This is a genomic window from Psychromarinibacter sp. S121 (assembly GCF_049801035.1).
Classification (GTDB): domain Bacteria; phylum Pseudomonadota; class Alphaproteobacteria; order Rhodobacterales; family Rhodobacteraceae; genus Psychromarinibacter.
In genome coordinates this window covers 780,871-794,463 of record NZ_JBNAGE010000001.1, presented here as the reverse complement: position 1 = coordinate 794,463, position 13,593 = coordinate 780,871, and the positions used below count along the sequence as shown (strand labels likewise).

The 13,593-nt window shown below is 65.8% G+C and carries 19 protein-coding genes; 8 read left to right on the top strand and 11 right to left on the bottom strand.

Annotation, left to right across the window (positions count from 1 at the left end; translation table 11 throughout):
* Position 1: 1 nt before the first annotated feature.
* The gene (locus tag ACP156_RS03950) at positions 2-280 is read right to left on the bottom strand and encodes a DUF3572 domain-containing protein (RefSeq protein ID WP_425049996.1); all 279 of its coding nucleotides are present in this window, start codon (positions 278-280) and stop codon (positions 2-4) included.
* A 108-nt stretch (positions 281-388) separates the two neighbouring features.
* Between ACP156_RS03950 and ACP156_RS03945 the strand changes: the two genes are divergently transcribed.
* A complete protein-coding gene (locus ACP156_RS03945) occupies positions 389-1,762 on the top strand; it encodes a diguanylate cyclase (protein ID WP_425049995.1) in 1,374 nt (457 codons plus the stop codon).
* A 65-nt stretch (positions 1,763-1,827) separates the two neighbouring features.
* Here the strand turns inward: ACP156_RS03945 and ACP156_RS03940 are convergent, their stop codons facing one another.
* The 4 genes from ACP156_RS03940 to ACP156_RS03925 form a co-directional block, all read right to left on the bottom strand.
* The gene (locus ACP156_RS03940; RefSeq protein ID WP_425049994.1) at positions 1,828-2,325 is read right to left on the bottom strand and encodes a periplasmic heavy metal sensor; all 498 of its coding nucleotides are present in this window, start codon (positions 2,323-2,325) and stop codon (positions 1,828-1,830) included.
* Positions 2,326-2,327: 2 nt separating this feature from the next.
* The gene (locus tag ACP156_RS03935) at positions 2,328-2,717 is read right to left on the bottom strand and encodes a hypothetical protein (RefSeq protein ID WP_425049993.1); all 390 of its coding nucleotides are present in this window, start codon (positions 2,715-2,717) and stop codon (positions 2,328-2,330) included.
* Positions 2,710-3,294 carry an RNA polymerase sigma factor gene (locus ACP156_RS03930; protein WP_425049992.1) on the bottom strand — a complete coding sequence of 195 codons (585 nt, stop codon included), beginning with the start codon at positions 3,292-3,294 and terminating at the stop codon, positions 2,710-2,712. The genes ACP156_RS03935 and ACP156_RS03930 overlap by 8 nt, the downstream gene beginning before the upstream one ends.
* Before the next feature lie 84 nt (positions 3,295-3,378).
* Positions 3,379-4,203 carry an EF-hand domain-containing protein gene (locus ACP156_RS03925; protein WP_425049991.1) on the bottom strand — a complete coding sequence of 275 codons (825 nt, stop codon included), beginning with the start codon at positions 4,201-4,203 and terminating at the stop codon, positions 3,379-3,381.
* Between the two features lie 341 nt (positions 4,204-4,544).
* Between ACP156_RS03925 and ACP156_RS03920 the strand changes: the two genes are divergently transcribed.
* Together ACP156_RS03920 and ACP156_RS03915 are read left to right on the top strand one after the other, a co-directional pair.
* On the top strand, positions 4,545-4,949 hold the full coding sequence (locus ACP156_RS03920; protein WP_425049989.1) for a DUF983 domain-containing protein: 405 nt from the start codon (positions 4,545-4,547) through the stop codon (positions 4,947-4,949).
* 44 nt (positions 4,950-4,993) lie between these two features.
* Entirely contained in the window at positions 4,994-5,701 is a 708-nt protein-coding gene (locus tag ACP156_RS03915; protein ID WP_425049988.1) for an NUDIX hydrolase, read from the top strand.
* Here ACP156_RS03915 and ACP156_RS03910 read toward each other — a convergent pair.
* From ACP156_RS03910 to ACP156_RS03900, 3 genes are read right to left on the bottom strand one after another with little or no spacing between them, the layout of a single operon-like run.
* Positions 5,698-6,591, bottom strand: a complete 894-nt coding sequence (locus ACP156_RS03910) for an EamA/RhaT family transporter (protein WP_425049987.1) — start codon at positions 6,589-6,591, stop codon at positions 5,698-5,700. The two genes, ACP156_RS03915 and ACP156_RS03910, sit on opposite strands and share 4 nt — an antisense overlap.
* Positions 6,592-6,613: 22 nt before the next feature.
* Positions 6,614-7,498, bottom strand: a complete 885-nt coding sequence (locus tag ACP156_RS03905; RefSeq protein ID WP_425049986.1) for a fatty acid desaturase — start codon at positions 7,496-7,498, stop codon at positions 6,614-6,616.
* Entirely contained in the window at positions 7,495-7,695 is a 201-nt protein-coding gene (locus ACP156_RS03900) for a DUF2061 domain-containing protein (protein ID WP_425049985.1), read from the bottom strand. Before ACP156_RS03900 ends, ACP156_RS03905 begins: the two co-directional genes overlap by 4 nt.
* A gap of 124 nt (positions 7,696-7,819) precedes the next feature.
* Here ACP156_RS03900 and ACP156_RS03895 point away from each other — a divergent pair, with 124 nt between their 5' ends.
* From ACP156_RS03895 to ACP156_RS03885, 3 genes are all read left to right on the top strand, one after another.
* Entirely contained in the window at positions 7,820-8,683 is an 864-nt protein-coding gene (locus ACP156_RS03895; RefSeq protein ID WP_425049984.1) for a helix-turn-helix domain-containing protein, read from the top strand.
* A gap of 162 nt (positions 8,684-8,845) precedes the next feature.
* Complete coding sequence (locus ACP156_RS03890; RefSeq protein ID WP_425049983.1) at positions 8,846-9,256, top strand: DUF2852 domain-containing protein; 411 nt, start codon at positions 8,846-8,848, stop codon at positions 9,254-9,256.
* A 160-nt stretch (positions 9,257-9,416) separates the two neighbouring features.
* A complete protein-coding gene (locus ACP156_RS03885; RefSeq protein ID WP_425049982.1) occupies positions 9,417-10,247 on the top strand; it encodes an arginyltransferase in 831 nt (276 codons plus the stop codon).
* Positions 10,248-10,292: 45 nt separating this feature from the next.
* Here ACP156_RS03885 and ACP156_RS03880 read toward each other — a convergent pair whose 3' ends face one another.
* From ACP156_RS03880 to pdxH, 3 genes are all read right to left on the bottom strand, one after another.
* Entirely contained in the window at positions 10,293-10,766 is a 474-nt protein-coding gene (locus ACP156_RS03880; RefSeq protein WP_425049981.1) for a DUF192 domain-containing protein, read from the bottom strand.
* Entirely contained in the window at positions 10,763-11,299 is a 537-nt protein-coding gene (locus tag ACP156_RS03875) for a cold-shock protein (RefSeq protein ID WP_425049980.1), read from the bottom strand. Before ACP156_RS03875 ends, ACP156_RS03880 begins: the two co-directional genes overlap by 4 nt.
* 138 nt (positions 11,300-11,437) lie before the next feature.
* On the bottom strand, positions 11,438-12,058 hold the full coding sequence (gene pdxH, locus ACP156_RS03870; RefSeq protein ID WP_425049979.1) for a pyridoxamine 5'-phosphate oxidase: 621 nt from the start codon (positions 12,056-12,058) through the stop codon (positions 11,438-11,440).
* Between the two features lie 164 nt (positions 12,059-12,222).
* On the opposite strand from pdxH, the gene fabI reads away from it, so the two are divergent.
* Together fabI and gpt are read left to right on the top strand one after the other, a co-directional pair.
* On the top strand, positions 12,223-13,029 hold the full coding sequence (gene fabI, locus ACP156_RS03865) for an enoyl-ACP reductase FabI (protein ID WP_425049978.1): 807 nt from the start codon (positions 12,223-12,225) through the stop codon (positions 13,027-13,029).
* Between the two features lie 31 nt (positions 13,030-13,060).
* The gene (gene gpt, locus ACP156_RS03860; RefSeq protein ID WP_425049977.1) at positions 13,061-13,564 is read left to right on the top strand and encodes a xanthine phosphoribosyltransferase; all 504 of its coding nucleotides are present in this window, start codon (positions 13,061-13,063) and stop codon (positions 13,562-13,564) included.
* Positions 13,565-13,593 lie beyond the last annotated feature (29 nt).

Here is a 13,593-nt window from a genome sequence, read left to right as displayed (position 1 = left end):
CCTAGGTCCAGTGCATCTGTTGCCCGCCCGGCAATGCCGCGCGGGCGCGCATGACCGAGTCGTAGGGCAGCCCGGCCACGTCGCAGAAGCCGGTGATCCACGCGTCGTCCATCAGCAGGAAGTCCAGCACCGAGGCCAGGAACTCGGGCTCGCTGGCGCGGGCGCGGATGTCGTCGACGGAGATGCCCGTCGCACCCATGAATACGGGCATCAGCTCTTCCGACCCGGCAAGCCACCCAAGCGCCTGTGCCGCCAGCGTTTCCGCCTGTTCCTGCTTCATCTATCCGACCTTCCTTCAGACCCTCGTTGAGGGGGAAAGCTTTTCTTAACCAATTTGAACGAGACCATAAGCCGGAAAGGGCGATTTGTATCGAATTGCGAGGAAATGATGTCTGGACGCATCCTGATTGCCGCGGCCATACCGGCCGAGCGCATCCTCCTTCGGGCAACCCTCGCCTCGCATGCCTATGACGTCCTTCTGGCGTCCTCGGCGCAGGCGGTTCTGGACCACGCGCAGGGCGACCGGCCCGACGTGATCCTGCTGTCGGAAACGCTGGATGGCAGTTGCGGCATCGAACTGTGCCGCCGCCTGCGCGCCGATCCCGAGACCAGCCGCCTGCCCCTGATCCTGCGGACCGGCGCCGGAGAGCGTGGCGGGCGGCTGCGCGCTCTGGCCGCCGGCGCGGATGCGGTGATGGATGCCGACACCGCTCCGTCGATCGTGGCCGCGCGCATCCGCAGCCTGATGCGGCGGGTCGCGTCGGGTGCGGAACTGGACGACGTGGTGCGGACCCCGGGGCTTGCCGATGCGATAGACGTGATCCCGCATACCGGCCGGGTCGCGCTGATCGTGCCGGCGGAGCTGTCGTGCGACCTTTGGCGGGCCGAAATGCAGGCGCGCATCCGTGGGCCGCTGCGGGTGTGCCGCGACGACACCGCGCTGACCGAACTGCGCGCTGGCGACCCGCCGGACGCCATCGTCGTGGTCGAGAACCCCGCCGTGCCCGAGATGGCGTTGCGGCTGGTGTCGGAACTGCGCTGCCGCAGCGCCACGATGCGCGCGGCGATCCTGCTGGTGCAGTCGGAACCGGGCTGGGACCGCGCCGTGATGGCGCTGGACATCGGCGTGGACGACCTGATCGAGACCGGCTTCGACCCCGAGGAAGTCTCGCTGAGGCTGCGGCACGCGTTGGCGCGGAAGGCTTACGAGGATCGCTGCCGCGCGGCGCTGCGCGACGGGGCGCGGCTGGCGGTCACCGATCCGCTGACCGGGCTTGCGAACCGCCGTTTCGCGATGGACCGGCTGCGGCAGATCGCAGAGCGCAATCGCGGCGCATCTGGCGCTTTCGCGGTGCTGGCGCTGGACCTCGACCGGTTCAAGTGCATCAACGACACCTACGGCCACCCCGCAGGCGACGCCGTTCTGGCGGAAGTCGCACGCCGGATGGAGGGCACGTTGCGGCAGGGCGATCTGCTGGCGCGGATGGGCGGGGAAGAATTCATGGCGGTGATCTTCGGATGCCGGCTGGATCAGGCGGCGCGCACCGCCGACCGTCTGCGCGAGGCGGTGTCCTGCGCCCCGGTGCGCCTGCCCGACGGCACCGAGATCCCTGTAACCATCAGCATCGGCGTGGCGATCAGCGACGGCTCGGCCAGCGGCCGCCCTGATCCCGCGGCGCTGATGGCGCAGGCGGACCGGGCGCTGTACGCGGCCAAGGCGGACGGGCGTAATCAGGTGACGGTGAGTTCCCACGCGGCGTGAACGCCGGCGCTTTTGTCGTCGTCGCGCCTGCGCGCGTTTCAGGCATCGTCGCGCCTGCGCGCGCTTCAATCGTCGTCCGGCTTTTCCCGGCGCCAGCGTTTCACGTCGCTTTCCAGTTTGTCCGCATAGGCCGTGCGCTCGGCGTCGCTCATCCCGGCAAGATGGTCCAGGAACAGCCGCCCGCCCATGCGTTGCGAAGCCAGCGCCTCTTCCTGCTGCGAGGTGATGATCGCCTGCACCGCGTCGTGGTCGTAGGGCGTCGCGCGCAGGGCGGTCAGCAGCTCTTCGAACTGGCGGCGCAGGGTCTCGCGCCGTTCGCGGAAGTTGCCTTCCTCGGCCTTGAAGGCGGTTGCAAGGGCCGCCTGATCCTCGCGCGAGAGCGACCGGACATAGGGCCCGAACCCGAGATCGGCGATCTTGGGCGGCCGGTCCGGCCCGTGCGGCCGGTTCACGATGGCGCCCGCCACCAGCCCGACGATCAGCAGGTTCAGCCCAAGCGACAGGATCAGAAGGATCCGGCCCGCAGTCCACTTGCGTTTCGGCTTTTCGATTTCGCTGGCCATGTTCAGCCCCCGCTTCCCATCAGGCCCGCGTAGGAAACCATCAGGTCTTCCATCCCGTAGCCGGTCGTCCCGGACACGTAGCCGCCCGAAAGCGTCTCGACCGCCGAGGGCGCGGCCATGCCGATGAACACGCCGGTCGCCGCCGCAGCCACAAGCCCGGTCGCCGCCGGCCATCCGCCGACCGCCGAAAGCAACCGCGCCGCCAGCCCGCGCCGGGGCGCAGGTGCAACGGGCGACGCCACGGGGGGCGCCGTGGGCATCTCTGCCTCGGCATCCGCAAGCACGCGTTCGAACAGTGCCGCCGTGGGCTCTGCCGTCCGCGTGCGGGCAGCCTCGAACAGGGCGTCCAGATCGTCCGCCCCCAGCGGTTTCATCTCAGCCTTCTCAGCCATCGTCGTATCCCAGTTCTGCGCGCCGCCCGCCCAAACTGGCCGCCAGCGCGCGCTTCCCCCGAGCGGTCAGACTCTCGACCGCCTCGACACCGATGTCCATGACCTCGGCGATTTCGGGGTTCGAAAACCCCTCTAGGTGACGCAGTATCACCGCCTGCCGCTGCCGGTCCGGCAACGCCTGCAGTGCCTCTTCCAGCGCCTGCGCCCGCGCTGCTTCCTGTAGTCCTGCCTCTGCGCCCGGCGCTTCGTCTTCCGGCTCCGGTACGCTGTCGAGATCCTGTCCGCGCCCCTTCCGCAGCCGGTCGGTGCACAGGTTGGCCACGACGCGATACAGCCACGTCGTCACCTTTGCTTCCCCCTGCCGCCACTTCGGCGCCTGCCGCCACAGCCGCAGCATCGCCTCTTGCGCGACGTCTTCGGCCTCGGCGCGGTCGCCCAGAACCCGGGCGGCATAGCCCAGCACCCGCGGGGTCATCCGCAGGGTCAGGGCCCGCGCGGCATCGCGGTCGCCATTTCCGTAGGCGATCAGCAATGCCTCGTCGGGCACGTCGGAGAGCGCGTCGAGTGCCATGGTCATGGGCCGGCGGCGTAGTCCTTTTGAGCCATACTGGCAATCGGCGGCGCGCCTACCTGGGGACGAGAAGCGCGCCGCCGCCGAGGGTCAGCCGTCAGGCTGTTCCGCCGGGTTCATCGCGGGCGGGGTCATCGGACGCCCGTCCATCTGGCCGTGCATCGGGCCATCCATCTGACCGTTCATCGGGCCATAGCCGTACATCTGCATCGGGTAGACCGGGACCATCACATAGCCCTGCATCATCGGCATGCCCTGCATCATCGGCGGCATGTCGCCATGGCCGCGCCCTTCGCCGGGACCGCGCTTGTGAAAGCCCATGCGGTCACCGTCGCGATGCTCGCCCCGACCTTCACCGCGGCCCTCGCCACGGCCCTCGAAGCGCCCATGGCCTTCGCCGCGGCCAGCGTCGCGATCCCGACCCTCGCCGCGCGGACCGAACTTGCCGCGCATGTCTTCGAGTTCCGCCGTGGTGATCGTGCCGTCACCGTCCGCGTCAAGCCGCGCGAAGAAGTCGCCACGGCCCATCTCGGCCAGTTCCTCGGCGCTCAGAAGACCGTCGCCGTCAGTATCAAGCCGGTCGATCATCGCCTGTTGGCGGGCGGCCTGCTGCTCGGCGCGGCGCGCGTCCCAGAAGGCAGTCAGTTCGTCGGCGTTCAGAAGCCCGTCGCCGTCGGCGTCGACCTCGGCGATCCGCTCGGCGCGGACCGCGTCGACCTCGGCCTGAGTCACGGCGCCGTCGCCATCGGTGTCGAATTGTTCGATCATCCGCAGCATCGGACCCCGCGGACCCGGCCCTGCATCGGGCGTCTCTTGGGCGGGCGGCGTCGCGTCATTGTCCTGCGCCGTCGCGATCACGCCGGTCGAAGCAATCGCCAGCATCGCGGTGGCGGCCAGAAGCGTTGTGCGTTTCATCGTCTACTCTCCTCGCAGTCTCTTTCTGCTGGAACAGCGTCGGCGTCATTGCCGCGTGTTCTGAACCTGAAACGGGGGGCCGCGGGGTTTCCGTCGCACGGAATCGAAAAAAATTTTCTGACGCCGGTCGCCCCCTTTTCGATGGCTCCGGCCTGCACTGTTTCCGGGCCAGTCACCGCCATGCGCTGCACGCGGGCGAAAAGAGTATTAACAAGGCAAGAAACAGGCCCGACTGCGCGACAGACCGCCGCAAGGACAATCCGTCAGGTTTCACGCCGGGCAAAATGGCCTATCTTCGGGGAAGTCCCCTAAATCCTGTCCGCCCGCATTCCAGGTACGCCATGAGAGATTCGTCGACATTCGAAGACGCCGAGACGCTTGCCGAACGCCCGGTGAAGCCCGCAATGCTGCGCGGTTGGCGCCGCCGCTGCCCCTGCTGCGGGTCCGGCGCCATGATGCGCGGCTACCTCAAGGTCCGCAACGAATGCCCCGTCTGCGGCGAGGAACTGCATCACCACCGCGCCGATGACGGCCCGGCCTATCTGACCATCCTTATCGTGGGGCACCTGTTGGCGCCGCTGATCCTTGCCGTCTATACCCACTGGCGGCCAGAGCCTCTGGTGTTGGCGGTCGTGTTCTCTGTTGGGTGCGTGGCGCTTTCGCTCTATCTTCTCCCAAGGCTGAAAGGCATGATCGTCGGCCTGCAATGGGCCAAGCGGATGCACGGGTTCGGCGGAGGCCGCTGAACCGCAACGCGTCCGCCGCGTCGACAAGGTCGGGGGAGGACCACATGGACAAGACCGCCCTTCGCGATGCAGCGACGGTAATCCTCGTGCGCGATCCCGGCGGCGCGCCCAGTGTGCTGATGGGTCAGCGCGGCGAGACCGCCGCCTTCATGCCGAACAGGTTCGTCTTTCCCGGCGGCGCGATGGACGCGGGCGACCGGGACGTGCCGCTGGGCTCGGACCTCGACCCAGGATGCGTTGATCGGATGGACGACCAAAGCCCGCCCGGCCTTGGCCGCGCGCTGGCCGCCACCGCGATCCGCGAACTGTGGGAAGAGACCGGCCTGCGGCTGGCGGTGCCCGGCGTCTGGCCCGGCGAGCCGCCCGAGGACTGGCACGAATTCGCGGCCCCCGGCTGTCTGCCCGCCGCATCGGCCCTGTCCTTCGTGTTCCGCGCGATCACACCGAAGGGCCGCCCCCGCCGCTTCGACGCCCGCTTCTTCGTGGCGGACGCCGATGCACTGCTTGGCGACCTCGACGATTTCTCGCGCGCCTCGGATGAGCTTAGCCACCTGCAATGGATCCCGCTTCAGAAGGTGCGCGACTTTCACCTGCCCTTCGTGACAGAGGTGGTGCTGGCCGAGGTCACGGCCGCCCTGCCCTCGCTCGACCCGCCCGAGACGGTGCCGTTTTTCGACAACGGGGCCGAGGAAAGCCTGTTCCGCCGCCTGGGCGGCATCGGGCCGATGCAGGCGATCGGCGCGAAGGGTTAAAGGAACAGCACCAGCATCGCCACGCTGACACCCAGCAGCAGACCGCCCGCCACTTCGCGCACCGACAGCCGCTCGCGGAATACCAGCACGGTGACGGCGAAGCCGAAGATCAGCTCGATCTGGCCCAGCGCCCGGACATAGGCCGCGTTTTGCAGCGTGAAGGCGGTGAACCAGCCGAACGAGCCCAGCATACCTGTAACCCCCACCGGCAGCGTCGAGCGCCATGCACGGACGACTTTGGTCATCTCGCCCGGTTCGCGCAGCCGCAGCCACGCCGACATCGCCAGCGATTGCAGCAGCGTCACCATCGACAGGGTCAGCGCCGCGCGGAACAGGAAGTTGCCGTCGCCCAGTTCCAGCGTCGCCCCGCGATAACCGATGGCCGAGATCCCGAAGGCCGCGCCGCCCAGCAGGCCCAGCGCCACGGCGCGGCTGCCGACGCCGCCCTCGGTGCCCGCGGGCTTCAACGAGATCAGGATGACCCCGGCCAGTCCGACGAAAATCGCCAGCAGGCCCATGCCCGTCACCGCCTCGCCAAGGAAGATCAGCGAGAACAGCGCGACCTGCACCGTCTCGGTCTTGGTGAAGGCGATGCCGACGGCAAAGTTGCGCAGCCCGAACAGCGCCACCGTGCAGTAGGTGCCGATGATCTGGCCCAGTCCGCCGACGGCGGCGTAGGTCCAGAACCTGCCGGTGAAGCCCGGCCACGGCTCGGCGAAGACCTGCGCCAGCACGGCGGCGGCGCAGGCCGCGAGAGGCACCGCGAAGAGGAACCGCGAGAAGGTGGCGCCGCCCGTCGACAGCCCCGCCGCCTTCACCTGCTTTTGCAGCATGAAGCGCATGGTCTGCACGGCGGCGGCAAACAGCGTGGCGAGGATCCAGATGTCCATGCCGCGCTATGGCACGCGGGTCTCAGCGCTTCCAGAGCGGATGCGCGACGGGGTCTTTCGCCCGGAACAGATAGCGGCGGAAGATCTCGGCATAGGACCGGTAGACGTAGCCACCGTTGCGCGTGACATAGCGCTCGCGGTTGCCGTCATACAGTGTCCACAGCCGGTACCACGGCACCTTCGGGTGCATGTGGTGGACGACGTGAAGGTTGTTGTTGAGAAACAGCCACGACAGCGGGCCGCGATCCTCGATGATCGCCGTCCGGGCCGAGGCGCGCTCGGCCGCCTGATGTTCAAGGAAAGTACGCATGCGGACCAGCGACATGCCGAGATAGGCCGCGATGGCATAGGCCCACCACGGCATCTGCCCGACCGTCGCCAGCCACGCGATGACCGGCACCAGCGCCGGAAGGTTCCACAGCCAGCCCCGGATCACCCGCCGGTCGCCGGTGCGGGCAAGCCGGTAGTCGCCCGCGAAGAAGGACAGCTGGCCGATCGCCGTGCCCACCGTCACCCGGCCCAGCAGCGTGTTGTTGATCCACAAAAGCCACTGCACCACGCGCGGCAGCCGGTCCCAGACCTTCGGGTCGAGATAGTTCGATTCCGGGTCGTCGTAGGGATCGGTGAGGATCGCGTTGTCGTGGTGGTCAAGATGGGTGTCGCGAAACCGAACGTAGGGCACGACCAGCGTCAGGGCGGGGAACACCAGCGCGGCGTTGATCCATGTCGACCGCGTGGGGTGGCCGTGGATCGCCTCGTGCTGAAGCGACGAGAACAGGGCGACGGCCAGCGCCGTCAGCCCGATCCCCAGCGGCAGCGACAGCGCGGCGGCCCATGTCGTGCCCAGCGCCCACGTACCATAGCACAGCGCCAGAAGCCCCAGCGTCGGCCACTCCACCCGCCTCACCAGCGCCCCCAGCGGACACCGGCCCAGATCCGTTCGTAGGCCACGTAGCAGACCAGCCCGACCACCGTGTTGACCGAGGCCATCGTGCCCCCCGCCGCCACCGAGCCGGTGAACGCCAGTCCGACCAGCGCCATCGTCACCCATCCCAGTGCCGCCCACACAACGGCTTTCACCACGGTTCTGCGCCGCGTCTCCATCGTCCCTCCGGTTCTTCTTGTCAGGTTTTGTCAGTCCCATTTCAGGGGTAACGCGAATGACAGTGCGGGCGAATTCCGTATATGATTAACAAAACTCAACAGTTGTTCATAAAAGTCACCAAACATGCCGAAATTCGACAAGCGCGACCGCGCCGAGTTGTTCCGCCGCCGGCTGTTGCACGCGATGCGGAAGAACGAGACCAGCCAAAGCGCGCTGGCCCGCGCGATCTCGGTCGACCGCTCGACTGTCTCGCAGCTTCTGTCCGGTGAAGGCGCCCGCCTTCCCAACGCGCAGGTGGTGGGCGAATGCGCGGCGACGCTTGGGGTCTCGGCGGACTGGCTGCTGGGGCTGAGCGAGCGACCGGAAAGCGCCGATGACGTGGTCGCCAACGCGCTGGCGGTGACCGAGGCGCCACGGGCGCTGGTGGATCAGCAAATCTTCGACTGGCACCGAGAGGCGGCGGGCTACAAGATCCGGCACGTTCCGGCCGGAATGCCCGACCTTCTGAAGACCCGCGCGATGCTGGAGTGGGAATACCGCCCGCACCTTGGCCGCACCACGGAACAGGCAATCGGCGCGTCCGAGGACCGGCTGAACTTCATGCTGACCTCGCAGTCGGATTACGAGATCGCCCTGCCCCTGCACGAGATGGAGTCCTTCCTGCACGCCGAAGCCTATTATCGCGGCCTGCCGCTGGAGACCCGGATCGAGCAGATCGAGCACATGCGGATGCTGTACCGCCGGCTTTATCCCCGGCTGCGGATCTACCTGTTCGATGCGCGGCGCCTGTTCTCGTCGCCGATCACGGTGTTCGGACCGCTTCTGGCGGTGATCTATGTCGGGCGTCATTACCTCGCCTTCCGCGACATCGGGCGGGTAGAGACGATTCTTGAGCATTTCGACCAGCTGGTGCGGGAAGCGACGGTTTCAGACCGGGAATTCCCCGCCTATCTGGACGAAAACGCGCCCGTTCTGGTGGCCGACTGACGCGATCCCGTAGAAATTTTCCGGCGCAAGCACCTGTTACGAAAAGATTTTAAAAGTAAATGTAAAATACATTTACATGAGGGCTTGATAAAGCCGCGCATAATCCCGATCTTGGGGATGTGAAAGACATTCACATACACACGAACCGAAAGGAAGGACCTAATGAGTTCCGTCGCCACCTGGCCTTCGCAGGCCGAAAACTGGCTCGATGCGCGCGGGAAAGGCGCCTGGATCGTCGCTATGATCCTCGGCTTCATTTTCTTCTGGCCCGTCGGCCTCGCATTACTCGCCTACATGATCTGGAGCAAACGTATGTTCAACGGCAGCTGCAAGCACCGCCGGCACGACCATTACAACCAAATGCGCGGTGGTCTGCGCCCCACAGGCAACCAAGCCTTCGACAGCTACAAGGCGGAAACGCTGCGTCGGCTGGAAGAAGAGCAGGACGCGTTCGAATCCTTCCTGCAGCGTCTGCGCGAAGCGAAGGACAAGGCCGAGTTCGACCAGTTCATGGACGAACGTGCCAAGCGCTCGGACGCCGAGCCCAAGAATGACGAACCCGTCACCATCTGATCCGTTCCCCCCTGCGGATCCGGATGACGGATTTGACGCCGGCCCTTTGACGGGGCCGGCGTTTTGGCGTCGGCCCTCCCCGTAAAAAGCGAGGCGCTTTGCCCTTGGCGGAACCGAAAGTCCGGGTTACGTTTCCTCGTAGCTCCGGAATGTCTGCAGAATGCGCCACACTCTTCCAATTGCGCCACAGTTTTATGTGACGGCTCCGCAACCTTGCCCTTACCTCGAGGGCAGGATGGAACGGAAACTGTTTACCGCTTTGCAGGGTGAATATGCCGAAAAGCTGAACGACTCTTTGTCGAAGCAAGGCTTCCGTCGCAGTCAAAATGTGCTTTATCGGCCCTCCTGCGCCGAGTGTTCGGCCTGTCTTTCGGCCCGTGTCCGGGTCGCGGACTTCAAACCATCGAAAAGCCAGCGCCGCGCCGACAAGCGCAACTCCGACCTTCGGCGCGAGGCGACATCGCCCTGGGCGACAGAGGATCAGTACGCGCTGTTCCGCGAATACCTCGACACCCGGCACGCCGACGGCGGCATGGCCGACATGGATATCTTCGAATTCGCCGCGATGATCGAAGAGACGCCGGTGCGCAGCCGGGTCATCGAATACACCGCGCAGGGGTCCGACGGACGGCCCTCGCTGGCCGCCGTGTGCCTGACCGACGTGCTCGATGACGGGCTGTCGATGGTCTACAGCTTTTACGATCCCGACCGCGCGCGGTTAAGCCTTGGGACCTACGTGATCCTCGACCACATCCGCATCGCGCGCGAGGCGGGGCTGCCCTATGTCTATCTCGGCTATTGGGTGCCCGGCAGTCCGAAGATGGGATACAAGGCGAACTTCTCGGCGCTGGAGGTCTACAAGGACGGCCGCTGGCAGGACATCGGCGACCCCGAGGATCACTCGTCCGCCACGCACCCGCTGTCCACCGACCCGATCGCCGAACAGGTCGCGCGGATCAACCTGCCGGACAGCCGCCCGGTAAAGGGCTGACGTAAAGGGCTTACCGGCCGCACCCGTTTCAGATGTCGTAAAGGATCACTCGGCGCAGGGCCACGCGGCCTGCGCGGGGTCCACGGCAGGGTGCCGCATCTCGGCGCCTGCCTCGATGCCCAGCAGCGCGGCCATGCCGCCATTGATCTCCAGCACGTATTGAATGTCGTTGCCGCCGGGGATCGGCGTTTCGTCCAGCGGCACTGCGTTCTCGTGCACCTTACGCACCACCCCGTCCGAACCGATAAAGATCATATCCAGCGGAATCAGCGTGTTACGCATCCAGAACGCCACGGGCGCCGGGCGCGGATAGACGAACAGCATCCCCGCCTTCGCCGGCATCGACTCGCGATGCATCAGGCCACGGGTGATTTCCTCGCGGTCGTCGGCGATCTCGACGGTGAACTGGGTTTGCCCCCGGTCGGTGCGGAACACGACCGAGTTCTCGGAACAGGCGGCCTGTACGGCGCCCGCCTGAAGCAGGGCGATCGCAGCCGCCCCGATTGCACGCAAAATCACTCTTTCGACCTCAACACCGTATCCCAGGCGACCACCTGCGCGGCCATGCGGCCACGATGCCCGTCGACGACGCGCAGCACAACAGCCTCGCCCGGTTGAAGATCGGCAAAACCCGAACGGCGCAACACTTCTATGTGAATGAACACATCCTCGGGCCGACCGAACACGTTGGCAAAGCCAAAGCCCTTGCCCTTGTCGAACCACTTCACCCGCGCCGGCTCCAGCGGAACGGCGCTCAGGTCGATGTCCTCGTCCTCAGAGGTCAGTTCATCAAGCGGCGGCGCGGTCTCGCCGCCCGGCGGCTCGATGCTGAGGACCTGAACCGCCTGGATACCGCGCGGCGTCTCCTGCACCGTCAGCGAGATCAGCGAGCCGTCGGCCACCGAGTTCTGGCCGAAGTTCCGCAGAACGTTCGCATGCAGCAGGATGTCCCGGCCCCCGCCATTGGGCACGACGAAGCCGAACCCCTTCACGGGGTCGAACCACTTCACCTGCCCTTCGACAGAGTCGAAACTATGATTTCCGTCGGTCATCGCCCACCTACGGCGTCCGGTCCCCAAAAATAACACCGGACAGTTGCGTCGTTATATTTCTCACCGCCCCTCGCGGCAAAAGTCCAGACCAAACTGGTCAACTATTAACACTTGCGCGCCAAGAACGTGTTTAGCACCCTAAGGATACAACCTGTCTACGTCCCAAGCGGACAGGAGGTCTTTTCGCCGCCACCTGAAGCGGTCATGCAGACGGAAGTCTCCATCTGCCCAAAATTCGATTTCCAGCGGCCGGATGCGGAAGCCGCCCCAGTGCGGCGGCCGTTTCGGGCTTGGTCCATGGCTGACACCGGCCTTCGCGACCCGCGCCATCAGCTCGGCGCGGCTCTTGAGTGGACGCGACTGGTCCGATGCCCATGCCCCGATCCTACTTTGCAAAGGACGATTGGCAAAATAATTATCCGCCCCGGCCCCATCTTCCTTTTCGACAAGCCCGCGGACACGGATCTGACGACGCAAGGACTTCCAGTGCATCACGAAGGCCGCCTTGCCGCTGGCAATCAGCTCAGAGCCCTTCGCGGACTCGTAATTCGTGTAGAATACGAAGGCGTCCGCCTCTGTCTCGCGCAGCAGCACCATGCGCGCATTCGGCAGGCCATCCGCGTCGACAGTGGCCAGCGCAATGGCGTCGGGATCGTTGATCTCGGACTTGGCGGCCTCGGCCTGCCAGCTGCGCACCACCTCGAAAGGGTCGTCGCCGGCAAAAATACCGCTTCTGCCGCCGGTCGCGGTTCCGCTCATGAGTGTCTCCCGTGAAGTCACCCGCAAGGGGTAAACCCCTGTCATGAAGGGAGCAAGCCCCGTACAGACGCAATTGCCCCTACGCCACTTCCGGGCCCGGCTCTTGAAGCGCACGGTCTGTTATCCTAAAGCAAGCGGCAACCCAGAGGTTTCAGAGGCGACCCATGACACACGAATTGATGGCGGGAAAACGCGGCCTGATCATGGGGCTGGCCAATGACAAATCGATCGCATGGGGAATTGCAAAGGCGCTTTCCAATGCCGGCGCGGAACTTGCGTTCTCTTACCAGGGCGACGCTCTGAAGAAGCGAGTCGAGCCGCTGGCCTCCAGCCTTGGTTCGGACGTGGTGCTGCCCTGCGACGTGGGCGACGAGGCCAGCATCGACGCGCTGTTCGACGCGCTGCAGGAAAAGTGGGGCAAGCTGGACTTCGTGGTCCACGCCATCGGCTTCTCCGACAAGAACGAGCTGCGCGGCCGCTACGTCGACACCAGCCGCGCCAACTTCACCATGACGATGGACATCTCGGTCTTCTCGTTCACCGCCGTCGCCAAGCGCGCCGCGGCGATGATGCCCGACGGCGGCGCGATGCTTACGATGACCTACTACGGCGCCGAGCGCGTGATGCCCCACTATAACGTGATGGGCGTCGCCAAGGCCGCGCTGGAAGCCTCGGTGCGGTACCTCGCCGAGGATCTGGGCAAGGACGGCATTCGCGTGAACTCGATCAGCGCCGGCCCGATCAAGACGCTGGCCGCCAGCGGCATCGGCGACTTCCGCTACATTCTGAAGTGGAACGAGTACAACTCGCCCCTCCGCCGCAACGTGTCGATCGACGAGGTCGGCAATTCGGCGCTGTACCTGCTGTCCGATCTGGGCGCGGGCGTCACCGGCGAGACGCACCACGTCGACTCGGGCTATCACATCGTCGGCATGAAAGCCGTCGACGCGCCCGACATCGAAAAGAACTGACCGCACAGCCAAACCGGGAGGACCAGCCGCGATGAGTGACCGTCTGCCGCACGAGAAGGGTTTCCACGTCAGCTGGGACCAGATCCATCGCGACAGCCGCGCCCTTGCGTGGCGGCTGGACGGCAAGGGTCCGGACAACGGCGCATGGCGCGCCGTGGTGGCGATCACACGCGGCGGCATGGCCCCCGCGATGATCGTCAGCCGCGAGCTCGACATCCGCACGGTCGATACGATCAGCGTCAAAAGCTACGACAACCAAAGCCAGGCCGAGGCGCAGGTCCTGAAGGCGCCCGACGCCGAGATGATGGGCGACGGAACAGGTATCCTGATCGTCGACGACCTTGTCGATACCGGCAAGACGCTGGACCTTGTCCGCCAGATGTACCCCAAGGCGCATTTCGCCACCGTCTACGCCAAACCGCAGGGCGAGCCGATGGTCGACACCTTCATCACCGGCGTCAGCCAGGACACGTGGATCTTCTTCCCGTGGGACATGGCGATGCAATACGTGAAGCCCTATCGCGGCAGCGACTGATCACGACGATTGATCATGGGGCCGCAAGC